General features: G+C 58.0%; 23 protein-coding genes and 1 pseudogene. 11 read left to right on the plus strand and 13 right to left on the minus strand.

Going from position 1 to position 23919, the window contains the following annotated elements:
* Positions 1-108 precede the first annotated feature (108 nt).
* On the plus strand, positions 109-1107 hold the full coding sequence (locus CR155_RS07500) for a sigma-54 interaction domain-containing protein (protein ID WP_102069372.1): 999 nt from the start codon (positions 109-111) through the stop codon (positions 1105-1107).
* Positions 1108-1150: 43 nt separating this feature from the next.
* Here CR155_RS07500 and CR155_RS07505 read toward each other — a convergent pair whose 3' ends face one another.
* The 3 genes from CR155_RS07505 to CR155_RS07515 all read right to left on the minus strand — a co-directional run bounded on the left by CR155_RS07505 (position 1151) and on the right by CR155_RS07515 (position 3901).
* The gene (locus CR155_RS07505; RefSeq protein WP_233214004.1) at positions 1151-2107 is read right to left on the minus strand and encodes a tripartite tricarboxylate transporter substrate-binding protein; all 957 of its coding nucleotides are present in this window, start codon (positions 2105-2107) and stop codon (positions 1151-1153) included.
* Positions 2108-2201: 94 nt separating this feature from the next.
* Positions 2202-2528 (minus strand): DUF4387 domain-containing protein, encoded by a 327-nt coding sequence (locus CR155_RS07510; RefSeq protein WP_102069373.1) that lies wholly within the window; start codon positions 2526-2528, stop codon positions 2202-2204.
* Positions 2529-2539: 11 nt separating this feature from the next.
* The gene (locus CR155_RS07515) at positions 2540-3901 is read right to left on the minus strand and encodes an acyclic terpene utilization AtuA family protein (RefSeq protein ID WP_102069374.1); all 1362 of its coding nucleotides are present in this window, start codon (positions 3899-3901) and stop codon (positions 2540-2542) included.
* Between the two features lie 280 nt (positions 3902-4181).
* Between CR155_RS07515 and msrA the strand changes: the two genes are divergently transcribed.
* Positions 4182-4703, plus strand: a complete 522-nt coding sequence (msrA, locus tag CR155_RS07520; RefSeq protein ID WP_102069375.1) for a peptide-methionine (S)-S-oxide reductase MsrA — start codon at positions 4182-4184, stop codon at positions 4701-4703.
* 24 nt (positions 4704-4727) lie between these two features.
* Positions 4728-5393 (plus strand): DNA-3-methyladenine glycosylase family protein, encoded by a 666-nt coding sequence (locus CR155_RS07525; RefSeq protein ID WP_233214006.1) that lies wholly within the window; start codon positions 4728-4730, stop codon positions 5391-5393.
* 19 nt (positions 5394-5412) lie between these two features.
* On the opposite strand, the gene CR155_RS07530 is transcribed toward CR155_RS07525, so the two are convergent.
* The 3 genes and pseudogenes from CR155_RS07530 to CR155_RS07540 form a co-directional block, all read right to left on the minus strand.
* Complete coding sequence (locus CR155_RS07530; RefSeq protein WP_102069377.1) at positions 5413-5688, minus strand: HAD-IA family hydrolase; 276 nt, start codon at positions 5686-5688, stop codon at positions 5413-5415.
* 149 nt (positions 5689-5837) lie between these two features.
* Positions 5838-7401: pseudogene (garD, locus tag CR155_RS07535) on the minus strand (galactarate dehydratase).
* Positions 7379-8617 carry an alpha-hydroxy acid oxidase gene (locus tag CR155_RS07540; protein ID WP_102069378.1) on the minus strand — a complete coding sequence of 413 codons (1239 nt, stop codon included), beginning with the start codon at positions 8615-8617 and terminating at the stop codon, positions 7379-7381. The pseudogene garD and the gene CR155_RS07540 overlap by 23 nt, the downstream one beginning before the upstream one ends.
* A gap of 117 nt (positions 8618-8734) precedes the next feature.
* On the opposite strand from CR155_RS07540, the gene CR155_RS07545 reads away from it, so the two are divergent.
* Positions 8735-9658 carry a LysR family transcriptional regulator gene (locus CR155_RS07545; protein WP_102069379.1) on the plus strand — a complete coding sequence of 308 codons (924 nt, stop codon included), beginning with the start codon at positions 8735-8737 and terminating at the stop codon, positions 9656-9658.
* 4 nt (positions 9659-9662) lie between these two features.
* Positions 9663-10610 carry a LysR family transcriptional regulator gene (locus CR155_RS07550; RefSeq protein ID WP_102069380.1) on the plus strand — a complete coding sequence of 316 codons (948 nt, stop codon included), beginning with the start codon at positions 9663-9665 and terminating at the stop codon, positions 10608-10610.
* On the opposite strand, the gene CR155_RS07555 is transcribed toward CR155_RS07550, so the two are convergent.
* Positions 10603-11592, minus strand: coding sequence for a Bug family tripartite tricarboxylate transporter substrate binding protein (locus tag CR155_RS07555; RefSeq protein ID WP_102069381.1), 990 nt, complete (start codon positions 11590-11592; stop codon positions 10603-10605). The two genes, CR155_RS07550 and CR155_RS07555, sit on opposite strands and share 8 nt — an antisense overlap.
* A gap of 217 nt (positions 11593-11809) precedes the next feature.
* Here CR155_RS07555 and CR155_RS07560 point away from each other — a divergent pair, with 217 nt between their 5' ends.
* The 3 genes from CR155_RS07560 (at position 11810) to CR155_RS07570 (ending at position 15264) form a co-directional block, all read left to right on the plus strand.
* Complete coding sequence (locus CR155_RS07560) at positions 11810-13546, plus strand: thiamine pyrophosphate-binding protein (RefSeq protein ID WP_102069382.1); 1737 nt, start codon at positions 11810-11812, stop codon at positions 13544-13546.
* A 1-nt stretch (position 13547) separates the two neighbouring features.
* Positions 13548-14465: a dihydrodipicolinate synthase family protein gene (locus tag CR155_RS07565; RefSeq protein WP_102069383.1), complete on the plus strand. Its 918-nt coding sequence runs from the start codon at positions 13548-13550 to the stop codon at positions 14463-14465.
* A 100-nt stretch (positions 14466-14565) separates the two neighbouring features.
* Positions 14566-15264: a tellurite resistance TerB family protein gene (locus tag CR155_RS07570; protein ID WP_102069384.1), complete on the plus strand. Its 699-nt coding sequence runs from the start codon at positions 14566-14568 to the stop codon at positions 15262-15264.
* A gap of 55 nt (positions 15265-15319) precedes the next feature.
* On the opposite strand, the gene CR155_RS07575 is transcribed toward CR155_RS07570, so the two are convergent.
* The 3 genes from CR155_RS07575 to CR155_RS07585 form a co-directional block, all read right to left on the minus strand.
* Positions 15320-16492 (minus strand): fumarylacetoacetate hydrolase family protein, encoded by a 1173-nt coding sequence (locus tag CR155_RS07575; protein ID WP_102069385.1) that lies wholly within the window; start codon positions 16490-16492, stop codon positions 15320-15322.
* Between the two features lie 268 nt (positions 16493-16760).
* On the minus strand, positions 16761-17195 hold the full coding sequence (locus tag CR155_RS07580) for a DUF3597 domain-containing protein (protein WP_102069386.1): 435 nt from the start codon (positions 17193-17195) through the stop codon (positions 16761-16763).
* A 119-nt stretch (positions 17196-17314) separates the two neighbouring features.
* Positions 17315-17584: a DUF2164 domain-containing protein gene (locus CR155_RS07585; RefSeq protein WP_102069481.1), complete on the minus strand. Its 270-nt coding sequence runs from the start codon at positions 17582-17584 to the stop codon at positions 17315-17317.
* A 268-nt stretch (positions 17585-17852) separates the two neighbouring features.
* Between CR155_RS07585 and CR155_RS07590 the strand changes: the two genes are divergently transcribed.
* Positions 17853-18779 (plus strand): DMT family transporter, encoded by a 927-nt coding sequence (locus tag CR155_RS07590; protein WP_102069387.1) that lies wholly within the window; start codon positions 17853-17855, stop codon positions 18777-18779.
* Positions 18780-18873: 94 nt separating this feature from the next.
* Here CR155_RS07590 and CR155_RS07595 read toward each other — a convergent pair whose 3' ends face one another.
* A complete protein-coding gene (locus CR155_RS07595; RefSeq protein ID WP_102069388.1) occupies positions 18874-19446 on the minus strand; it encodes a DUF488 domain-containing protein in 573 nt (190 codons plus the stop codon).
* A gap of 122 nt (positions 19447-19568) precedes the next feature.
* Between CR155_RS07595 and CR155_RS07600 the strand changes: the two genes are divergently transcribed.
* Positions 19569-19901, plus strand: a complete 333-nt coding sequence (locus tag CR155_RS07600) for a hypothetical protein (RefSeq protein WP_102069389.1) — start codon at positions 19569-19571, stop codon at positions 19899-19901.
* 16 nt (positions 19902-19917) lie between these two features.
* Here CR155_RS07600 and mnmH read toward each other — a convergent pair whose 3' ends face one another.
* Positions 19918-21015, minus strand: a complete 1098-nt coding sequence (gene mnmH / locus CR155_RS07605) for a tRNA 2-selenouridine(34) synthase MnmH (RefSeq protein ID WP_102069390.1) — start codon at positions 21013-21015, stop codon at positions 19918-19920.
* On the minus strand, positions 21015-22049 hold the full coding sequence (gene selD, locus CR155_RS07610; protein ID WP_102069391.1) for a selenide, water dikinase SelD: 1035 nt from the start codon (positions 22047-22049) through the stop codon (positions 21015-21017). The genes mnmH and selD overlap by 1 nt, the downstream gene beginning before the upstream one ends.
* A gap of 351 nt (positions 22050-22400) precedes the next feature.
* On the opposite strand from selD, the gene CR155_RS07615 reads away from it, so the two are divergent.
* On the plus strand, positions 22401-23903 hold the full coding sequence (locus CR155_RS07615) for a hypothetical protein (RefSeq protein WP_102069392.1): 1503 nt from the start codon (positions 22401-22403) through the stop codon (positions 23901-23903).
* The last annotated feature ends 16 nt before the right edge of the window (positions 23904-23919 follow it).

A 23919-nucleotide genomic window follows, 5' to 3' on the forward strand; every position in this document is an offset into this window, starting at 1 on the left:
TCGAAACCCGATGCCAGCAATAGCATCAGTTTGGTAACAAGGCGCGCTACACTCAAGATAGCGAAGTCCTCAATTTCCCAAATTCACTGATCATCCCGGACGCCCTGCATGGCCCGCCACCCCACACCGCCCCCGGTCGCCTTCCAAACCATACTGGGCGACCACCCATCCGTCGTCCAATTGCGGGATCTTGTGGGACGTGTGGCACGCAGCAAGGCCGGCATCGTCCTGATTTATGGCGAGACGGGCACCGGCAAGGGCTTGGTCGCACGGACCTTGCATGCCCAGTCAGACCGGGCCAAGAACAACTTCACCGAAATCAACTGCGCGGCAATTCCAGGCAATCTGCTGGAATCCGAACTTTTTGGCCACGAACGCGGCGCGTTTACGGGTGCTGTGGAGCGGAAAATCGGCCTGCTGGAGATCGCCAGCGGCGGCAGCGTTTTCCTTGATGAGATTCGAGAACTGGATCCAGTCATGCAGGCCAAGCTGCTCACTCTACTGGACACCCGCGGTTTTCGGCGTATCGGATCAGTTCAAGAACTTTCCACCAATGCCCGGTTTATCGCGGCAACCAACAAGATACTGCTCAATGAAGTGACCGCGGGAAAATTCCGCGACGATCTCTATTATCGTTTGCAGGTCGTATCGATAAACATTCCTCCGCTACGCGACCGGGGCGACGACGTGCAGCTGCTGGCAGATCGACTCCTGGAGAAGTACAACGTTCAACACGAGAGCCACTTCAACCAGATCGATCCTGCGGTACGGGAGATATTCCGTCAGTACAGATGGCCAGGAAACGTGCGCGAACTCGGTAATCTTCTAGAACGCATCTGCATTCTGGAGGAAGGTGAACGCATCGAAGAAAAACACTTGCCCGCGCGCATCGTGCGTGAGGTCCTCAAACACCCTAACGACACGTCCGGATCAACCACCCCCAGCGATTACTTCGAGCAGACGAAACAATTTCAGAAAGCCCTGCTCGACGCTGCGCTGCAGCGTAGCCGCGGAAATGTGACCCAAGCTGCCGACCAATTGGGAATATCCCGCCATGCCCTGCGGCATCAGCTTGCCAAACTGGACATGGCACAAAGCAAGAATTGAATCAGCGGGAAACACTTGTGTAACGGCCTATTTTCACCCGCGTTCAGTTCGCCGTGATGCCGTGCTGGCTTGCCAATGCCTTCCAGCGACCAAGATCCTGTACTACACGGCTGGCGAACTCAGCACTGCTCATGTCCGACGGTACGGTGCCGTCCATATCCAGCAAAGCCGTCAACTGGCGGGACCTGGAAATTTCAACCAGGGAACGGTTCAACACCTTTACCAGGTCTTCCGGCGTGCCGGCAGGCGCAAATACACCGACCCAAATATCAACATCGTAGCCTGGCACCGTCTGGGCCGCGGGTGGCAACTGTGGAAATGCTTGGTGCTTACCAGGGGCCGTGGTGGCTACCAATCTCACCTTGCCGGTGGGCAATAGTGAGGCCATGGAACTGTAGTTCGCCAGCATGAAGTCGATACGGCCGCCGGCCAAGTCCGCGGCGGCATTGGCCGAGCCTTTATAGGGCACATGGGTGATATCGACTTTTGCCGCGTCATTCAGCAAGGTACTGGCCAAATGCGCCAAAGATCCTACCCCAGCGGAACCATAGTTCAGTGTCTTGGGGTGGGCGCGCGCTGCCTCGAGCAACTCGCCAAGCGATTGATAAGGCTTTTCAGATGAAACGGCAACGACCAGGGGGCCTTGGCCGATCATTGCGATGGGTACGAAGCTTTTTATAGCGTCATAGGGCAGGGTCGGTTGCGTTGCTGCCGACGTGACAAACGTTGATGAATTCAATAAAAGTACCGAGCCATCTTTCGCCGCCTTTGCGACGTAATCCGAGCCTATGACACCGGCTGCGCCAGCGCGGTTTTCAACAATAACGCTGGTCTTCAATTTCTCACCCAATTGCGGGGCAATTACGCGCGCAATGGAATCATTGCTGGCACCGGCCGAGAACGGCACAATAATCTTGATCTGCTTGGGAACGGGTGTCGCGGCATGGCTGGATGCGGCAAGCAGAAGCACGTAGCAAACAGCAAAAGTCGTTTTGCACATGAGTTTTTTCATCAAGTCACTTCCCATTTGTTTGATTGTTTGAATGAGCGTCAATTTCAGTAGCGCGCCGCGTAGCGCTGCGGCGCGTACCTTGTCAATCCTGCAGGTTGACCGGCAACTCCAACAGAGGCGCATACTGCTGTGCGCCGAAAATATCTCCATCACCTGCGGAGCCGCTAGGCCTTAGACGATAGATCGTGAATTTGATGGCAAGTCCGGGATCGTATTCGACAAAATCCGAGATACGTTCGGCGGAAATATCGTACAAATGGCAAATTGTTTCGCGCGTCAACGCCTTCGAGGCTTTGACCGACTGATACGTTTGCGGGTCACGGAATATGATATCGAAAGTAATCTTGTTCACACCAGCATTCTTGCTGCGTATGGTCTTGGCGAGTTCATTCAGTTTATGTGTTGTCATGGCGCGCTCCGTCAAATACCTGCAGAAGTGATATGGGTTGGAAAAAGCTCAAGCGCATCGTCAACAGGCATCGTGTGGTTAAGCGTCCAGCGGTACGCCGCACTCGCCTCGAGTACCTCGTCCAATGGAAACGATACTGATCCGGCGGTCCCTTTTACATCGGGCAGACGCGCATAGAACATCTGGCGCAAACCTATCAAGGTGAGCTCTTCTGCCATCTCCTTGGTTGGGGCGACCCCTTGCACCAGCACACCCACCTCATGACCTACGGCGTGACGTAGCGGCTCCAGTTCGCCCATTACGCCGTCGCGCCCATACACGTTGTAATGGAGCTGATAGCCGCTATCGCCAAATCGTTCCTGCACTTTCTCCCGCGCCCAGCTAATCACCCTGTCCAGATTCGCGATGGTGTACGGATCACGAATACCGCAAAGACCAATAAAACGCTCGCCTACTTTGCCGGAGCCTTCGAGCTTGACCCGTATCTTCTGCGCCGGGATGAACCGTGATCCGGTGATGCGCGTCGTTTTTTCACTGATCTGCTCATAGTGGCAATCGGTCATGTCCAGCTTGCCTCCAGCAAAAAGCTCTTCGAACGGATTGGATCGTTCGTACATGGCATGGCCTGCCACCGAGGCGATGGTGCAACGCTGATCGGGATGCATGGCCGTCACTTCAACCTTGCCGTGCGAAATCTCGCCCAGGACGGTCTCTTTGCCGCCATACGGCTCCGCGCAGAACGAAGCACATTCCAGTACCTTGCCCAGGTAATAGGCATTATCGGCAGGGAAACCATGGAAAATCGCCGGCGCGGCAAACAAAGCGGCGTCGGAGCTGCGACCGCCAATAATCACTTCCGCGCCTTGCTCCAGCAACTTGATATAGGGATGTACTCCCGCCACTGCAACAATACGGCTGGTCGCGTCGAGCTCGTCTTCGGTCAAGTCCGCATAGCCGTCCAGACCTGTTACCTGGCTGCCGTCGCGTATTCTCTTGCGCACGGTCTCCTTGTCGACTTCCGAATAGAAGTAGCCCAGCTTGAATTCCGGTAGATTATGCTTGGCGGCCAGCTGCTGGATGATGCGCACGTAAAGGTCAACCCGGCTGTTCGCACCCGTATCGCCGGCTGAACCAATGATCATGGGCACGCCTTGCTTTCGCGCAGCCAACAGCATTTGCTCGAGATCGTGTCGCTGCCACGATTCGGGGCTGGTCGATGTGTCCGATCCCAACGGGACTGGACCGACATCGTCGCTGCCCGAATCTGCGGCGATATAGTCCGGTCCGGCCTCGACGCCGACCTGAAAGCTTTCCGTGCGTAGCGGCGCGAAACCCAAATGCCCGTTAGGGCAGATAATCTTCAATGAATCCATCTGGCATCTCTTAAGTAGTCATGAACGGTACCGGCAATAGACCGGATACGATGACAAACGCAAATGGCATGCCAAGATTCGAGATTTATAAAAATCCTTAAATATCAATGCTCTAATGAATGCCAATGGGGCGTCATGCCCGGAAATGCGTCGATTTTGCGTGAAAATCACGCGGAACGCGTGAAAAATTCCAATGAATGGTACTGACCTGATTGTCGAACACCATCGCGCCGGCGGTCCACGCGTTAAACTATCCGAACACCAAATCAGGAGTAACGATATGCCAGCTTCTACCGAACGCGCCGTTCTTGCCGGCGGCTGTTTCTGGGGCATGCAGGACTTGTTGCGCCGTCGCCCGGGCGTCGTGTCCACCCGTGTAGGCTATACCGGCGGCGACGTCCCCGACGCGACCTATCGCAATCATGGCACCCATGCCGAGGCCATCGAAATAATTTTCGAACCCGACGTGCTGAGCTTTCGGGCACTTCTGGAGATTTTCTTCCAGATTCACGACCCCACCACAAAAAACCGTCAGGGTAATGATCTCGGACTCAGTTACCGATCCGCTATTTTCTATACCAGCGATGAGCAAAAGCGTGTCGCCGCAGAAACGATTGCCGATGTGGATGCCTCTGGCTTATGGCCTGGCAAGGTCGTGACCGAAGTGGAGGCGGCGGGCGCGTTCTGGGAAGCCGAGCCTGAACACCAGGATTATCTCGAGCGCATTCCGAACGGCTATACGTGCCACTACGTCCGGCCAAACTGGAAGCTGCCGGCTAAGTCGCCAACGCAAGTCTCCTAAGTTCGCCATCGCGATCCCACGAACATGGACGGTATGATTCTGCCCGATCGCCTTGCCTCTGACGAGGCGTTGGCGCGGCATTTGCATTCCCTGCTGCAGCTCGATCCACGGTTGGCCAAGGTACACGATATAGCTGGTGCTTTTTCACCGCGCATCAGTGAACCGGGTTTTTCCGGACTGGCCCGTATCGTTTGCGGCCAGCAAGTCTCAGTCGCGAGCGCCAACGCCATCTGGAAGCGCCTGCAGGCACAGCCGGATGCGACCACGCCAGAAGGCTTTCTCGCCTTGGGTGAAGAAGCATTACGTGGCGTCGGCCTTTCGAGGAGCAAATACCACACACTAAAGGGCTTGGCGGAAGCCATTGTTGCCGGCGGCCTCGACTTTGCCGCGGTGGAGGTTCTTGGCGCCGAAGACGCCATTGCGCGTCTTACCAGCCATAAAGGCATCGGACCGTGGACGGCGGAGATCTACCTGATGTTCTGTTCGGGACACCCTGATATATTCCCTGCCGGCGACCTGGCACTACAAAAAGCCGTAGGCGATGCGTTCAACATTGTGCCGTCTCCCGATCGACGCGCGCTGATGGCTATTGCGACTCAGTGGGCGCCGTATCGCGCCACGGCGGCGCTTCTGTTCTGGCGCTTCTATGCCGCCAGGCGCAATCGCGAAGGCATGGCGTTGAATAGCTGAAGGCTGTCACGATGACGGCTCACGCCGTGTGTCGCCTGATCCATTCGGGAACCTCACCCAGGCCTGCAAGCATCACATCCGGACGCGTGCCCAGCTCGTCAAAGGTATTGCCGGCACGATTGACCAAGCACACCGAATAGCCGAAATGGCCTGCACCTGCCGCGTCCCAGGCATTTGATGAGACAAAGAGGATTTCCGATCGCGGCAAGTCCAGTCTGCGTTCGGTCAATTCATACACCTTGGTGTGGGGCTTGAAGACCTTGCTCTCGACACTGATAGCGAGCGGCAGACCCATGGTCTTTAATGCGTCAAGACGGTGGGCGCTTCCGGATAGGGCGCGAGGGTCAGATACGCCTCGCAGAGTGCGACACGAACGGCCTTATCGAGCGGAAGCTTTAAATGCATACGCCTCCTTGTTGCGGTGGAATCAGCGATGTGCAGGGTTCAGGTTACTGGGGCCGGATTAAACAGTGCCAGGGAATTATGCAGGCCCAGCGCCTCGGCCTTGCTTTGCTTGCGCCCGCTGGCTATATCCAGCATCAGGTGAAACAGCTCCCAGCCCATCTCCTCGATGGTGGCTTCGCCGTCGACGATACGTCCGGCATTGACGTCCATGAGGTCGTGCCAGCGCCGGGCCAGGTCGCTGCGGGTCGCAAGCTTGATGACCGGCACTTCCTTCAAGCCATAAGGCGTTCCGCGCCCCGTCGTGAATAAGTGCAAATTCATACCCGCGGCCAATTGCAGGGTGCCACACACGAAGTCACTGGCCGGCGTGGCGGCAAAGTTAAGGCCCGCCTTCTCGCACAGATCGCCCGGCGATACCACCCCGACAATGGGCGAGGAGCCCGACTTGATGATCGAACCCATGGCCTTCTCGACAATGTTCGATAAACCGCCCTTCTTATTCCCCGGCGAGGTATTGGCGCTACGGTCGGCGCTGCCACGACCCAGGTAGCGGTCGTACCAGTCCATCTCACGCACCAGGGCATCGGCGACATGCTGGTTGGCCGCCCGCGCTGTAAGCTGGGCGATCCCGTCGCGAACTTCAGTCACCTCCGAGAACATCACCTTGGCGCCAGCCCGCACCAACAGGTCGCTGGCAAATCCCACCAACGGGTTGGCCGACACGCCAGAGAAAGCGTCGCTTCCGCCGCACTGGACGCCCACCGTCAAGGCCGACGCTGGACAGGTCTCGCGCCGGCGCTTATTCAAGACTTGCAGTTTTTTGTCTGCGACGCTGACGATGGCATCGATCATGCTCTGAAAACCCACGTGTTCGTCATCCTGCAGACACACCACATCCACGTCTTGCAGGGCGACGTGCTGCCTGCTATCGCGAATGGGGATTGTATTTTTCGGAAACAGCAGGTCGGGCTGCAGCTTTTCACAGCCCAGGCTCACGACCATGGCCTGGCCGCCAAAATTAGGGTTACGGGCAATGTTGCGCAAGGTGCGGATGGGAATCACGGCATCGGGCGCGTTGATCGCCACACCGCAGCCATATACGTGCTCGAGCGCAATGACATCATCCACATTGGGATAGTTGGGCAACAGTTCTTCGCGGATCTTGCGCACGGCGTGGTCAACAACGCCCGACACGCATTGCACCGACGTACTGATGGCCAGGATATTGCGCGTACCTACGCTGCCATCGGCATTGCGAAAGCCCTGGAAGCTGTAACCTTCGAGTGGCGGCTGGCTCACACCCTGTGTGGCGACCGGCAGATTGTCGAGTCCGGGTGCCTGCGGCATATCGAGGCGGTGTTCGTTGACCCAGGCTTCCTCGCGGCAACGGCTGGCTGGCGTGGCCGATGATGACGTTGTAGCGATAGACTGGTTCACCCGCGACGATATCGGCCAGTGCCACCTTGTGCCCCTGCGGCACGTCCTCGAGAAGCAAGGTCCCATCGACCAGTACTGCGCCGGCCGGCAAGCCGCCGTTGTTGGCGACGATGGCAACATTGTCGCTGTCGTGCATCCGGATACTATGTGGCGTTTCTGATGACATCATCTCTTCCTGGATTACTCAGTAGGTTGGCAGCCAGCGAAACCGGCTGGTGAAATTCGGGGCGCAGACGTGACACGTGGCGTACCAGCGTGTGGTCCAGCTCATCGAGCCGGTTTATGCCCAGCAGCGCCATGTTGCGATGAATCTCTGTTCGCAGCAACTGAATGGCGTGATCGACACCGCCAGGACCACCGACTGTTGCAGCATAATTGAACGGACGGCCGGCGAACACGCATTTTGCACCCAGGGACAAAGCCTTGAGGACATCGCTGCCGCGCCGGACGCCGCTATCCATCATGACCACGACATCAGGCACTGCCTTGACGATCTCCGGAAGGACCAGGAGCGGGGAAACAGCGCCGTCTATTTGTCGTCCGCCATGATTCGAGACGATGATGCCATCGACACCCGCATCGCGTGCCAGCAAAGCATCTTGCCACCGCAACAGCCCCTTGACAACCAGGTTTCCCTTCCATGCCTCGCGGATCTGGCGCAGATGGCTCCAGTCGAAATGATCCCGCGCCTGGAAATCGCGCTCTACCTTGGCTGAAAGAATTGGGGCTCCCCGTTCGGCGCGCCAGTTCTCGAAATGCGGCATGCCGTGGCGCAGCAGTGTACGTCCGAACGTACCCAGCAGCCAGCGCGGATGGCTGATACCGTCCCACGCCAGGCGCGCGCTGGGACGCAGCGGCGAACTGAAACCGTTGCGTTGATAGTTTTCCGGGTTCACCGTTACGGGGAGATCGACGGTCAGCACCAGCGTCTTGAAGCCTGCTGTGCTGATACGGGTCAACAGCGCATCGACCCTCGCCGCATCGCCCGGCATATAGGCCTGGAACCACGTCCGCGGGGCCGCAAGGGCGACGGCTTCCATGGGGATCAGCGAGGCACCGCTCATGATTGCCGGTATGTTGGCCCGGGACGCCGCATCAGCCAGGAGCACGTCGCCGCGATACGCCCACATTGCACTGAGGCCCACGGGAGAAATGCCGAAAGGCGAGTCGTAGGTATGCCCGAACAGTTCAATTTTTTGGGTTCGTTGCGAAACGCCCGCCAGCATTCGAGGCATCAGCACATACTCGTTGAAGGCTGCACGATTGCGCGTCATCGAGACTTCATCGTCAGCACCATTGTAAATATAGCTGAACAATTGCCGTGGCAATTTCTTACGGGCCGGACGTTCGAAATCATTGAGGGAATAAATGTGCTTGAGCATACGGCTTGGATCGTTGATGGACAAACACGTATGGTATGGAATAAGCTTGTGGATATATAGCGATAATAATCCTATTACATTGTTCGAATAAATTCACTATGTAGGCTTCTTCCACCCATGACCCTCAAGCAACTGGAAGCCTTTTTCTGGGCTGCAACATGTGCCAGTTTCGCGGTCGCGGCGGAACGCCTGCACTTATCAGTGTCCACCCTTTCCAAGCGCATTTCCGAGCTCGAAGCCTCGCTAGGCGAACCGCTATTCGACCGCGGCACCTATCGCGCCACACTGACAGCGACCGGGCACTCCATCCTTCCGCGAGTCAGCGCTTTGCTGGATCAAACAGAAGCCCTGCGCCTGAGCGTCCAGCACGATGCCGGACTGCAAGGCCATGTGCGCTTTGGCGTGGGCGAACTTGCCTCGCAAACCTGGCTGCCGCGTTTCATGCGCCTGGCGGCGGAGCGCTACCCTGGCCTGCAACTTGAACCAAACGTAGAGATCGGCAGCATCATGGAGCACGCGCTGGAGAACGGCGAACTGGACTTCACCCTTGCGGCCGGTACCTCATCGCGGCGCAGCATCACTTCGCGCCCCCTCGGCAAGGCAGATTTTGTCTGGGTGGCGGCGCATCGAATCGCAACTTCCCATGATGCACACCCCACGAAGCTGCTGCAAGACACGCCACTTGTCACCATGCCGCCGGGGGCCGGAACTCACCGCATGATTGAAGAGTGGCTGTCGCGCACTGGCGTCATACTGGGTCGCAGCCTGGCCTGCAATACATGGAGCGCCGTCTCCGCCTTACTCATCGAAGCCGTCGGTGTAGGTTTCCTGCCGCAGGCCTGGGCCGGCCCACTCATGGATCGCGGGCTGCTGAAACCGCTGTCCAAGTGGCCAACGCTCAAGCCCCTGCACTATTCATTGCAAATGAGGCGCGACGATACACGCCCGATTATGCGCAGCATCCAGTCGCTGCTTGAAGAAGTCGTCGACTTCGAATTGCCGGTCAGTTTCCTGACCGATAAGACGCCTAAGGGAAACTAGCGCCGTGAACCCCATAGCCCTTGAATATTTCGTCAAAATCGCCGAGTCCGGCAGCATCTCACGCACGGCCATCGAACTGGGTATCGACCCCTCCAGCATGACGCGACATATCGCCAGGTTGGAAGCCGACCTGAAAGTCCGGCTGTTTCACCGCAGCGGTCGCGGTGTCATGCTTACCGACGCAGGCACACTGCTGCTGACGCGCGCCCAGGCAGTATCGGTTGCACTGGATCAAACCCGCAAGCTTGCCGTGACACTTTCGGACGAGGGGCCTTCGCGACTGGTCATTGCGGCGCAACCCACTTTGGCACAACGCAGCTTCGCCGCCGTAGCCCGTACGATGCGCGCCCGCTTTCCCGACACCCGAATGCACATGGTCGAGGCGCTGGGCCATCAACTGATCAACTGGCTGGTGGAAGGAAAAATTGACGTTGCACTGCTGTACGTACCCAGCCAGACAGGGGTGATTGAAATGGATGTGCTGTTGCAGGAGCCGCTTTATTTTGTGGCACCGCCGGACCATGTCGCATTGGGCCCCACAATATCGGTCGCAGATGCCCTCCGCAAGCCTCTTATTTTGCCGAGCACACCGCACGGACTGCGAGAATTGGCGGAAAGCCTGGCGGCGAGCTGCACTATGCAACTTCAGATCGAAGTCGAGTGCGACGGTTCAAACGCCATTACCAAAAACCTCGTCCAGGCCGGGATAGGATGCACCATCCTTCCTCTGGCAACGGTCACAGAAGAAGTTGAACAAGGACGCCTGCAAGCCGCTCGACTGGTGAGTCCGGTAGTCACCCGGGATATTGCCATAGCGACGGCTCGCAACAGACCTCCAGTCATCGGCCAATGGGACATTTTGCAGTCCATACGCCAAGTAGTGGTCGATCAGGTCACGCAGGGCAACTGGCCCGGCGTGGTCCCGCATGCCGCCGCTACGCTTTCTAGTTGACCTTGATATTCGCGTCGCGGACAACCTTTTCCCATTTGGCGACCTCTGCTTTCTGAAACGCACCAAGTTCCTCGGGGCCTGCTCCGGATACGGTCATGCCAAGATTCTTCAGGCGTTCCTTGACCTCAGGCTTCTGCAAAGCGCCGTACATGGTTTTGTGCAGTTTGTCGACAATAGGCTTGGGCGTCCCGGCCGGGGCGAAGACTGCTTGCCATGATACGACTTCGTAATCTTTGAGCCCCAATTCTTTCAAGGGCTTGATGCCTGGCAGTGCCTCGGCAGGCGTGGACGATGTGACGGCAAGCGCCCGCAATTGGCCGCCTTCAATCAAGGGGACCGCAGACGTTATATTGTCGAACAGCAGATCGATGTCGCCAGCGACCAGGGCCTGCAACGACGGACTGCTGCCCTTATAGGGTACATGCAGCATTTGTGCACCTATCGTGCCGGCAAAGAGCGCGCCCGCCAGATGCTGGGACGACCCCACGCCCGAGGACCCATACGTGACCCCATCCGCCTTCTGCTTAGCCTTCGCGATCAGGTCGTCAACCGATTTGATGTCGCTATCGGCCCGCACTACCAGCACGTTGGGCAGCGTGCCCGTCAGGATGATGGGTTCGAACGACGTGACGGGATCGTAACCAATGGAAGGATAGATGCTGACATTGATGGAGTGAGAGCTGATCGTTCCTCCAACTACGGTATACCCGTCGGGTTTGGCGCGGGAAGCATAGGCGGAGCCCAGGCTGCCGCCAGTGCCCGGCTTGTTCTCAACCACCACTGGCACGCCCAAGGCTTCGCTCAGCGCCTGGCTGTACGTTCGCCCCAGGATGTCGGTGGCTCCGCCAGGAGCGAACGGTACGACGTAGGTAATGGGCTTGCTGGGCCAGTCGTCGGCGGCAAGCGCCGGCGCCACACTTGCCATGCTGAGCGCAAAGCCCCCCAATAGCGCGAGGAATAGTGATTTCTTGGACAGCGTCATGTGCTTGAGTCTCCTGTTTTATTGATCTGATCCTATGCCTGCGCAGCTTCACGGCCGCGCAGGTATGGTGAGGACATTCTACGGGCTGGAGCAAGTTCCCTGTCATGTGTTTTTATCATTTCAGAAATGACTTCCCTGCAATACCCTTGGACAGTCAACCCTCTATACACTGCATCGCCAGCCATCTCGACTGCTCGCTATTTCCAAGGAGAATTCAATGAAGGATGCAATCGCATCGACACAACAGGCGACCGGCGTCAACCACACCGCGCGCACGGGTGGCCGGGCCATTGTCGACGCCCTGCGAATGCACGGCACGGATCGTGTGTTCTGCGTTCCCGGCGAAAGCTATCTGGAAGTGCTGGATGCCCTTTACGACACGCCTGAAATCGAGCTCATCGTTGCCAAGCACGAAGGCGCAGCCGCCAACATGGCCGAAGCAGATGGCAAGCTGACTGGCCGTCCGGGCATATGCATGGTCACTCGCGGGCCAGGCGCCACGCATGCGAGCATCGGCGTGCACATTGCACAGCAGGATTCGACGCCCATGGTCCTGTTCGTGGGCCAGATTGCCCGGAATCACATAGGTCGCGAAGCGTTCCAGGAAGTCGACTACCACGCCATGTTCGGCTCGCTAGCCAAATGGGTTGTGGAAATCACTGACGCAAACCGCATACCCGAGATCCTGGCGCGCGCTTTTCAGACCGCCGTGTCGGGCCGTCCCGGCCCAGTCGTTGTCTCGCTACCGGAAGACATGCTGGTCGAGGCATGCAGTACACTCGACTGCATGGCGACGCCCCTGCAGGCGCCTGCGCTCCCGGCCGACGCAGTGGACCAGATCGCCGCGGCGCTCGAGCAGTCGGAACGCACGCTGGTTTTCATTGGAGGCCCCAACTGGAGCGCACAGGCACGCCGGGATCTGGCCCAGTTCGCTGAACAATGGGATTTGCCGGTCGCTTGCGCCTTCCGGCGCCAGGACTTGCTGGATAACCGCGACCCGCATTATTGCGGCCACCTCAGCCTGGGCATGAACCCAAAGCTCGCCCAACGGATCAAGAACGCCGACTTGATCCTCGCCATTGGCACCCGCCTCGGCGACGTCATGACCGATGGCTACAGCTTGCTCGTGCCACCTAGATCGGCGCAAAAGCTCATCCACATTCACGTCGACGCCTCTGAGCTGGGCCGCGTTTACCAGGCCGATATCGCCATTCAGGCCACGGCTGATGCCGCGGTCGCAGCGCTTGCATTCGTCCCGCCACCTGCCGCAACCCGGTCTAGCGCGACCCGGTCTGGCGCGACCCGGTCTGCCGCTACGCGATCAGACTGGACGCGGTCTGCGCGGGCCGATCATGTCGCCTTCAGCGCAGATTCCGTCCTCTCGTCCGCGCACAATGGCGTAGACCTGACCGCCGTTATCAAGCATTTATCCCGGACGTTGCCGGACAATGCCGTACTGACCAACGGGGCTGGCAACTATTCCGTCTGGTTGCACCGCTACTACGAGTACCGCGGCGGGCGCACCGAACTTGCTCCTACCTGCGGTGCCATGGGTTATGGCCTGCCCGCCGCCGTGGCCGCCGCTTTGCGCAACAAGGGACAAAGCGTCGTGTGCGTCGCCGGCGACGGCTGCTTCCTGATGTATCCTCAGGAACTGGCGACGGCGGCGGAGTACGGCGCCAAGCTGATTGTGCTGGTGGTCAATAACGGCATGTATGGCACTATCCGCATGCACCAGGAACGCCACCATCCAGGCCGCATCAGCGGCACCCGCCTTCAGGGCCCCGATTATGCCGCGCTTGCCAAGTCATTTGGCGCCTATGCAGAGCAGGTCTGCCGCACAGAAGACTTCGCCGCTGCCTTCAAGCGGGCTCAGGACTCCGGCGGCCTGGCATTGCTGGAGCTTCGCACCGATCCACGCCAAATCACACCGACCATGCGCCTGGGAGACTGACATGAGCACTATTTCACACACTTTGCGGCAGGCGTTTACCGGCATATCGGGCATACTGGTCACCCCATTCGACGCGGATGACCAGATCGCTCCCACCAGGCTTCAGCCCATCATGGACCGTGCGATAAACGCAGGGGTCGACATCCTTGTCATCAATGGCAACACCAGCGAGTTCTACGCACTGCAGGCTGCGGAGGCGGATTCAATGATGCGCGCCACGGTCGAAATGGTTGATAACCGGGTGCCCGTCATAAATGGTGTCGGACGCAGCGTTCATGAGGCTTGCGCCCTGGCTCGCGCCTCCAAAATGGCCGGCGCGGACGGCATCATGGTGCACCAGCCGCCGGACCCGTTTGTTTCGCCACGCGGTTTAATCGACTATGTCGAACGCGTTGCGAACGCCGCTGACGGCCTGCCTGTCATGCTCTACTTGCGCAACGATGCCATTGGTACGGACACCATCGTGCGCCTGACCAGCATTCCCGCTGTCGCCGGCGTGAAATGGGCAGCGCCCAGTCCGATGAAACTCGCCCAGGCCATACAAGGAGCCGATCCAGACGTAGTATGGGTCGGCGGCCTGGCTGAAACCTGGGCTCCTGCCCTGTGCGCGGTCGGCGCCCAGGGGTTCACTTCAGGATTGATCAATATCTGGCCGGAACAGTCCGTCGCCATTCTGCAGGCGTTGCGCGCGAGCGAGTATGCCAAGGCCATGCAGCTGATCCGCCAGATCGAAGAGTTCGAAACGATACGAGCCGAAGAATTGAACGGCACTAATGTTACGGGTGTGAAAGCCGCCCTCCAGCTGATCGGCAACGATTGCGGCCCGACCCGCCCTCCGGCGGCATGGCCACTGAGTTCAACCCAGCAATTACGCTTGGAGGCCCTGATGAAGGGTTGGGGCATCCCCGCTATCGCTTAACACGCCCCTGACCGCTGCTGAGGCGCTGTAAGTCCTGCATGCAACTAAAATGATCCTTTCTTGTCTCATGACTTTTACTGGATCAAAGGAAAACAGCGCGATGTCAATGCAACGGCTCTTGCAACAACTGCTTCAATCCGGCCAAAGCCTGGCCCAAGATGCGGGTTCCAAACTTAACACGTCCGGTCAGGGCCTCGGTTCGACCATGGGCGGATTTGGCGGCGGCGCCCTCGCGGGGGGCGCCCTTGGCCTGTTGCTAGGCAACAAGAAGTTTCGCAAAATGGGCGGGAAGATTGGCGCTTATGGTGGCGCCGCTGCATTGGGAGCGGTTGCGCTGAAGGCCTATCAAGACTGGCAGGAAAAGAAAGCAGCCACCCCGGCCCCCGCAGACGCACAGCAACGCCCCGTTGCTCTCAGTCCGCGGCCCGTGTCAGCCCTCCCCAGTCCTGACAATGAACAGCACAACAGGGCCATCCTTTCGGCCATGATCGCCGCGGCCAAAGCCGACGGGCACATCGGGACCGAAGAAAAACAGCTTATTGACGCCGAAGTGGGAAAGCTTACGTCCGACGTAACAGACGTGACGTGGATCGATTCCGAATTGGCAAAGCCTGCCAATCCGGCGGAAATTGCAAATCTCGCAACCACGCCCGAACTGGGCGCCGAACTGTATCTGGCCAGTGCACTCATGGTCGACGAAGAAAGCTTCATGGAACGCGCCTACCTTGACGAGCTTGCCCGCAACCTTAAACTGGATCCGGGCCTGAAAGCCGAACTGGATTCAAAGCTCAAGGCGTGAGCCTGCTCTATTGTCCGATAGCGTCGGCCCGGGCCTTTTCAGAAAAGGCGTGATCCTAAAGGAATCCGCGCCGTTGCAGACTGCGCATAAGCTGCCTGATACCGAAAGTCCACGGTCGTAAATCTTCGGAATGGCGTACCGTGTTCACCAGCGCACCTAACGCTGCTGCGGATATCGTAACGCGGTCGCCCACCTTGTGTGTAAAGCCCTGTCCCTTTTCGCCACGGTCGTCCGTAGGTGCGAACAGCGTCCCGGTAAACAACATTACGCCATCGGGATATTGATGATGGGTTCCGATCGTCTGACTTACCAGGTCCAGGAGGTCGCGGCTGATTTCGCTCAAGGAGCTGTGCCCCTCCAGCCCGTAGCCATCTTCGCCCTGTATGGACAAAGATATTTGCAGCATGCGCGCATCATCGATCGTGAAGTTGTCGTCGAAAACACGAATAAGCGGTCCAATTGCGCACGAACCATTGTTGTCTTTGGCCTTGCCCAACAATAACGCGCTACGGCCTTCGATGTCTCGCAGATTAACGTCGTTGCCCAAGGTCACGCCCTTGATATGTCCCTGTGAATCAACAGCAAGCACTAGCTCTGGCTCGGGATTATTCCATTCAGACTTGCGAAGGATACCGATGTCTTCACCTGAGCCTACTGAGGACAGCACGGGTGACTTGGTGAAGACTTCAGCGTCGGGGCCTATGCCCACTTCAAGATACTGCGACCACAGGTCATTAGACTGCAGGAACTCCTTGACCTTGGCGGCTTCTGGCGACCCTGGCCTGACGCTTTGTATGGCGGATCCCACGATTTCGCTGATGCTGGATCGAATCTTGTCAGCCTTCAACGGATCCCCCGACGCCTTCTCTTCAATGACGCGCTCGAGCATGCTGCCCACAAACGTCACTCCGCAAGCCTTAATCACCTGCAGGTCGCAAGGAGCAATGAAACGCACTGCATCCTGACGTTGGGCCAGTGAGTTCTGGACCACCTGTTCCAGCGGCCATTCACGACGTCCGGTTTGATGACGCAGAAACGCGACAAGGTCGTCCTGTTCAAGCAACTCGCTAACGGTGGAGGCAATATGTGTGATATCAAGGACCAGGCCTTCTCGAACAATCACGACGCAGGGGTCGCCTTCGTGGGCCGGGTCCGCGATCCGGCCAACTAGCGTAGCTCGCACATAATCCTCGGGCAAAAACCGTTCAGTATCCAAAGCAGTAATCATGATTTCCCGGCAGATATATCGATGTCAGTGACATCCTTGGAAATCGTAAACATTACTCTATCTGACTACGGACCGCCATGGCGGGTTACCACGAGAAGCATTGCGCCAGGTGTAAAAGTAGGAGAGTCCAGGTTGGTCGCTTCCTGATCGAAGGCAAAACGGATGCTGTATCAGGGAATTTGCACAGTACGGCGCTCCAACGGAGCGCCGTACATACGCTGCGCCGCAAAAACATTTCCGCGTGGCGGACTGTGCCTCGTGTCTGACCTTAATCCAGCAGGTCCGCCGGGACATTGCCGCCATTGGCAGCAACACGTGCCAGCACGGCCTTGTGCAGCCACATATTCATCTGGGCCGAATCCGCCATCAGGTTGGCGGGACAGCCCAGCTCGGTCGCGAGTTCTTTGCGCGCGGTCAGGCTGCTGTCGATATCCAGCAATTTCAGGAGATCGACAATCGACGTGCGCCAATTCAATTTTTCAGGATGTGCGGCGGCTTTTTTCTCGAGCTGGGCCACGACATCTACGACGGGCACTGCACGGGGCTGGGCTACTGACGTGGTACTGGAATCGGCTGGAGCAATGTTGACCGCTACGGGATTGCCGCTGGTCGCTGGTGCATCGACGGGTGTGGCACCTGCGGCAGGCGCCGCTGAAGCCCCGCCTATGCCCAATTTATCAAGAATCTTGCTGAAAAGTCCCATATCAACTCCTGGAAGATTGGTGTTGTGAAGAAGGGCGCAAAGCGTCACATCGACGCAATACTGTTCGAATATACCCCTCTTCCAGTTACAAGGCTGTCAGTGGATGCAATCAGCGGTGATCATTTGCGCGCCGGCCTTTTCCTGCTCGAAAAGTAGGTAAATTCCGGTGCATAACAGGAAATCTCCATTTCAGCGGCTTTCTCCTGCATGTATTCCTGGGCATCCTGTATCGCCTGGTTATAGATACTGGGGCCGAACTCCTGCACGAGGTACTTTACGAACATTCGTGCGCGAAGCTCGCCCAGATCTAAATCTTCTTCCTCCTTCCAATAACGACGCAAGGATGCAATCAACTGGTCCTCGGTCTCGGTTTTCAGTTTAATGGACACATTCTTCACCTGGTTAAATCAGTGGTAAACAGCGTAGCAATCACCTGGCCGATGCGCGCATGTATGTGATGCATATCCCGCTTCGTCGCGGTCTGCAGGCATCGATAAATGCCCTTGCCTATCGTCGCGCCTCCGATTGTCAGTCGACACAGCTTCAGATGGCGGCAAGATCGATTTGTAAGGTAGATTCTATCTTGGCCGATTTGAATATTCGAGCAGTTCAGTTACCTTGACGCCAAGATACCCAATCTCGACAAGATGGCAAGCCATGACGCATCAGCAAATCGCACGCTCCCGTAGAAACACATGGTTGTTCCCCCTGCTGCTCCTCCTGTCCGGCGGACTGGTGCTGGGGCTGTCGACCAATCTGGCCAAGCTTGCCGGCGATATCGGCTTGGCACCGCTGGCGCTTCTCGGTTGGTCAATGACCGGTGCAGCGACAATTTTGCTGATTGTGGCTGCAGCGCGGCGCAGCCCTCCCCCCGTCAACAAGCGTACCTTGACGTACTACGCAATATCCGCGCTGGTCAGCGTCGCCGCGTCCAATTTCATCTTTTTTTCCGCCATCCCGCATGTAGGTGCCAGCTTCGTGGCACTCATCATCACGTTGCCGCCCCTGTTGACCTACGTCGGGGCACTAGTTCTGAAAATGGAACGTTTCCAGACGACCCGCGCCGTGGGTGTCGCGGCAGCACTAGCCGGCGCAGGCGTGCTTGCTGTAAGTCAGTTGAGGATGCCGCAAGCCGAGGTATTCTGGATTCTTGTTGCGCTGGTTGGACCCGTGTTTCTGGCCGCCGGAAATCTCTACAGAACCTTGCGCTGGCCGGAAGGTGTTTCGGCTGAGGCGCTGGCCCCCGGCATGGTGACGGGCGCTGCAATCATGCTGCTGATGGCTGGCTTTCTGCCCGGCCACTCACTGGTCGTGCCCACCGATCGTAGCTTGCCATTCGTCCTTATCGTTATCCAGGCCTTGCTTTTTGCCGGGCAATTCCAACTGCTGTTTCTTTTGCAAAAAACCGGCGGCCCCGTTCTATTGAGTCTTCTTGGATCGGTCGGCGCCATTGTCGGCGTGCCAATCGCCATCTTCCTACAAAACGAAGCGCCGCCGCAAGCTTTGATTCCCAGCGCCGCGCTGATTGCGCTTGGAATCGCCTTGGTTGCCATGAGCCAGGCGAAAGCAACACCAAAAACATAGTTTCCAGTGTTGACCGCGCGCGGGCCCTGTGCAATGACGTCGCGTCGCAGCCAAAGTGACGGGAGGTCGCCACAAGCCCGTCGCCGGCCCGCCGTCAGTCGTTAGTGGCCGGCGGAGCCGCCCCATAGGTCAGCGTTCCATCGTTAACCCGCGCAGGCGAAGTCATGGGATGCACCACGGCATGCTCATCATCCATAATATGCAGGACCTTGACGCCACGTACGCACAACGCATCAGAAATCATGGATCGATGGCAGCGCCACCACACCGCCTCGGCACACATCAGTGCGATGCGGGAGGCACTGGCCATCTTCAGTAGCGCTTCAAGTCCTTCCGCGAATTCGGGCGTCGACATGTAGTCGGCGTAACCCCGAAATGATGTGTTGCGCCAAGCGGTATTCGGCGAATCCGGGCTGGTGCGCCGACGTCCCCCCAAGATTTGAAACCACTGATAAGCAAGGCCATGGCCTTGCAGCGTGGCCGCTAAAGCGTCCTTGCCGTAATGCGGATATTTGCGGGATCCTGGAAAACTACGTACATCCACGACGGTTTCGATCTCAAACTCGGCAAGGAGAGTTAAGAATTCTTCGATCGGCCGGGTTGAGTGACCTATGGTCCAGATGGTTCGCGGATAGTCGGTTCCTGTCGCTGTTGATTCTCGAGTCATAACGCTGCTCCGTACGAAATCACGGGCGACGATAGCCGGGCCCGCATAATTACTATAACTTTATCGGCAAGACGCCAGCGTAGAATCAAAGAATCACGACACGGATACGCAGATGCCTTAGGATGAACAAGCCCCTGATGACGCCAGACGGGCGATACATTGTTGTTCGCGGACGCCTTTGGCGCGCGAGCAATCCAAATATTCCAGAGGCGGTGCGAACTGCGCTCGTGAATGAACTGGCGGCCGCCCGCCGTAATGTGAAGGCCGCGCTTAAACACCGGGAACCGGCTAAACTTGCAGACGCGCGCGCCGCAGTCAATATCGCAAAAGTTGCACTCGGCGAGCGGGGACCCCCATGGTGGTCGGACGGCGCGAAAGACTTCAATCGCTGCATGGCCAAGAACACTCCATATGCGCAGTGGTATGAAGAGATGACGGCTACGCAGCAGGCATAGCGTCCCTGTGCACTCTTTATCCCCGATGCTTCCGCAAATAATCAAGCACCGCCTGCTGCCCACCGCAGAACTCGATGCGAGTCGATCTGCGCTGCCGCTGGTAGTTATACATGGGGTCGTAGTATTCGGTCAGCAGGCCCTCAATCCAGCCCATGTGCATCTCAACCGCGCCGCTGCGCTCCTGCTCGGCCAGCGCGGCGCTCATGATTGCCGCCAGACGCCGGTGACGATCGCCCCCCAGTCGCCTGACGATGTTGTCCAGACTTTGACGCAGTCGTTCAGCGTATAAGCCAAAGCCCCTTTCCTCGCCATGCAACCTGTCGAACTCGGTCCGCAAGCCAAGTACATAATCGCGCACTATACGTTGCACCCGGTTTTCCAGGCTATCTTCCAGCCATACGATCGGATAGGTCTGCATGCCTTGATACAGCTGCAATGGCAAGCTGCAGCTGCCTATTGCCCGGCTCTCATCTTCCACCACAAACAAGTCGTGACCCGCCGCGCGCTTCTTCAGTATATCGATGGCCAGGGAATTCTCGAAGTCGATTTGCACGGGCTGGCCGGCGGCATGTTTTCCAAAGCTGGAGCCGCGATGCCGCGCATGCCCTTCAAGGTCCAGACTGTTAGCCAGCTGGAGCAGTACATCGGTCTTGCCGGTGCCAGTCATGCCACCCAGCACAACGAATCCGCAGTCCTTCACTGCCTGTTCGGTGGTCTCAAGCAGAAAAGTGCGCATGCTCTTGTAGCCACCGATCACACGCGGATATTCGATGCCGGCCTCGTCTTTCAACCATTGCTGTACAACGTGCGAGCGCAAGCCTCCGCGAAAGCAATACAGGTAACCGTTCGGATGGGCCCGCGCATACGCCGCCCATGCTGCAATGCGTTGCGCCTTGATCTGTCCCGATACGAGTTGATGGCCCAGGGCGATGGCCGCATCCTGGCCCTTCTGTTTGTAGCAGAGCCCGACTTTTTGCCGCTCGATATCATCCATGAGCGGCAGATTGACGACACCCGGGAAAGACCCTTTGCCAAACTCGATGGGCGCGCGGGCGTCCATCATGGGCACATCGTCCAGGAACAGGTTCCGATAGTTGCTGGTGTCCTCGCGCATCACACCACTTCTATTGCGTAGGCCTGTCTCTCAATCAGTTCGCCGATCGGCGCCAACTGAAGGCCGAACTCCGCCGCCGCAGCAAGGAAGTCGGCTTCGCCTTCAGGCACAACCGCCACCAGCAGGCCTCCGCTGGTCTGAGGATCGCAAAGCAAGTTCAGTCGTTCCTGGCTGATGGGAGCAATGCGTTCGCCATAGCTGTCAAAGTTGCGACCAGTGCCCCCGGGTACGCAGCCTTCACTGAGGTAATAATCCACGCCAGGCAGGCGCGGCACTTTGTCAAACTCAATGCGGGCGCTTACGCCGCTGCCGTCCGTCATTTCGACCAAGTGGCCAAGCAGGCCGAAACCGGTGACATCAGTCATGGCCTTGACGCCATCCAATTTACCAAAGCGGCTTCCTGGTTTATTCAGCGTACACATCCAGTCGCGCGCCAGTCCGATGTCCTCGGCGCGCAACTTGGACTGTTTCTCGGCGGTGGTCAGGATACCGATGCCCAGTGGTTTGGTCAGGTATAGCTTGCAACCAACCGTGCCGGTGTCATTACGTTTGAGGAAGGCCTTGTCCACCACCCCAGTGACGGCAAGGCCGAAGATCGGCTCCGGTGCATCGATGGAGTGCCCGCCGGCCAAAGGAATCCCGGCCGCTTCGCAGGCCGAACGCCCACCGCAAATCACTTCGCGCGCAACTTCCGGCGGCAACAGATTGACCGGCCATCCGAGGATGGCGATGGCCAGCAGTGGATCGCCACCCATGGCGTAAATATCGCTGATTGCATTGGTCGCCGCTATACGCCCGAAATCGAAGGGGTCGTCCACGATCGGCATGAAAAAATCCGTGGTCGACACCACGCCGCGCTGCTCGTCCAACGCGTAGACGGCCGCGTCATCGCGGGAGGCGTTGCCGACCCACAGATTGGGATCCAGATGCTGTGCGCCGCTACCCGCCAGTATCACCTCCAGCACCTTGGGCGAGATTTTGCAACCGCAACCGGCTCCGTGGCTGTACTGAGTAAGGCGTATGGGACTGTTCATGACTACTCCGCTATGGCTCAACGCTGGCAATTCTATACCTTTCATTCCCTGTGGCTTTGCATTCTCACAATGGGCCAAAAGCTGTAATCCATTCATCTTAGTTGCAACCGCAGGTTTCTGATTCATTCAACGACATGATACCTGCCTGACAGAGCGCATTAGTCATGGCTCGTGAACGTTTCTCCCCGATCTCGCCAGGAACAGCTCACACGGCCGTTTACATTTGCTTCAGAACGTACGCGGGAGGATACGTTTTGTCATTGCACCATTCCTGCGAGTTGCTAGGATCATGCCTGGTATGAACCGCGCATCCGCACGGTGTCCTCCGCTCAACCCTACCGGGAGAAAATTATGGCATCTGTACTCAATGGCTTATGGAACAGGGACCAGCTCTCTGATATTGGCAATGTATTCGGCGTTGCGAACAAAGGCCTGGTCACGGCTCTGGACGCCTTCCACCAATTCAGCAACCGCGACGGGCAAGGCCGCGATCATGGACTTAGCCACGGACGCGGAAACGACTTTGAGCCAGGCCCTGATCACGGACATAGCCACGGAAACGGAAATGGCCACGGGCATGGTAACGAGCATGGCAATCCCAATCGATTTACCGCCGAGCTGAAGGATGCCAGCGGCACCGCGACCTTCGTCACCGATTTTGGCAGTATTCCTGTCCAATGGTCGGGAGAAGGCGAGGCTATCGCGCGCCGCCAGGGCGACAAACTCACGATCAATCTGACTGGAGAGCTATTGCTGACGGCCCCCGACGGCCGCGAGTTTTCCATCACACCTTCCGACCTGCTACGCTTGCGCGATGGCCTGGGCGACACAGGTGAGCTGACATTGGACGATATCAAGGACGCCGCAGCGCCATTGATCGAATTTCTGGCTGCACGCGGCATTGACGCCACAGGCGCCAGCCTGGATGGCGAAACGCTAAGCTTTGCCTTTGATATCTCCGACGCGGCGGCCCTGCCGCCCAATATGTCGCTGACCGAGGCCTTCACAAATTCCACTATCGACCTCACGGTCGTGGCCGAGGTCATGAAGAATCTGGTCGTTGACCTTGTCACGACGGAGGGCGCAATTGATTTGGGGACCAATTTTCCGATCGGCCAGTTCCTTAACGAAGTCATAGTGGAAGGCGGGGGCACGCTGGATCTCGGACCAATATCCATTGATGCAAACGGCTCTTCCACGTTCGACGTGTCTACACTGACCACAACCGTGGATGCCGACATCGTTATCGATGCGGGCGACTCGGCCCTGCCTGGCTGGTCAGTCATGCTCGGTGGTGGCGATGACAGCATCAGCTTACGGGTCGAATCCGATGACGGTGTCATCGATTCCGGCGTCAGCACAAATCGACAGATCGACCTGGGCGCCGGCGACAACACGCTCTACCTCGCGGGCGGACTGGGTGTAACCGTGGAGGCTGGCAAAGGCGATAACTGGATCCAGTTCACTGAGCAAGTGTCCAACTTGGCGGATGTGGGCAGCGAAGCAGGCATCCGCGCCAGCGTGATCAATGTCAGGGACTTCAGCGCCGGCGATGAGTTGGTGTTTGGTCAACATGCCGACGGTGCCGGTGCGCGCGAACTTACAGGCATCGTGCTGGAAGGTGAGCAGGTAAATGTAGCCATGGACGCCAGCGCGGATTTATTGGTCAAGCTGCAGACTGCCGCAGCGAATGTCGCCGTTGACAGCTGGACGACTTTCCAGCATCAGGATGACACCTTCGTGTTCGTCCAGAACGGCAGCGGCGAACTGGAAACCGGTGACGGCCTGATCCAACTGGTCGGCTATACAGGTGAGTTGAATAGCAGCAATTTTGTGCTGCCTGTCGCCGCGTGATTTTTTAAACGCAGCA

The organism is Pollutimonas nitritireducens, from assembly GCF_002849615.1.
Classification (GTDB): Bacteria; Pseudomonadota; Gammaproteobacteria; order Burkholderiales; family Burkholderiaceae_B; genus Pollutimonas; species Pollutimonas nitritireducens.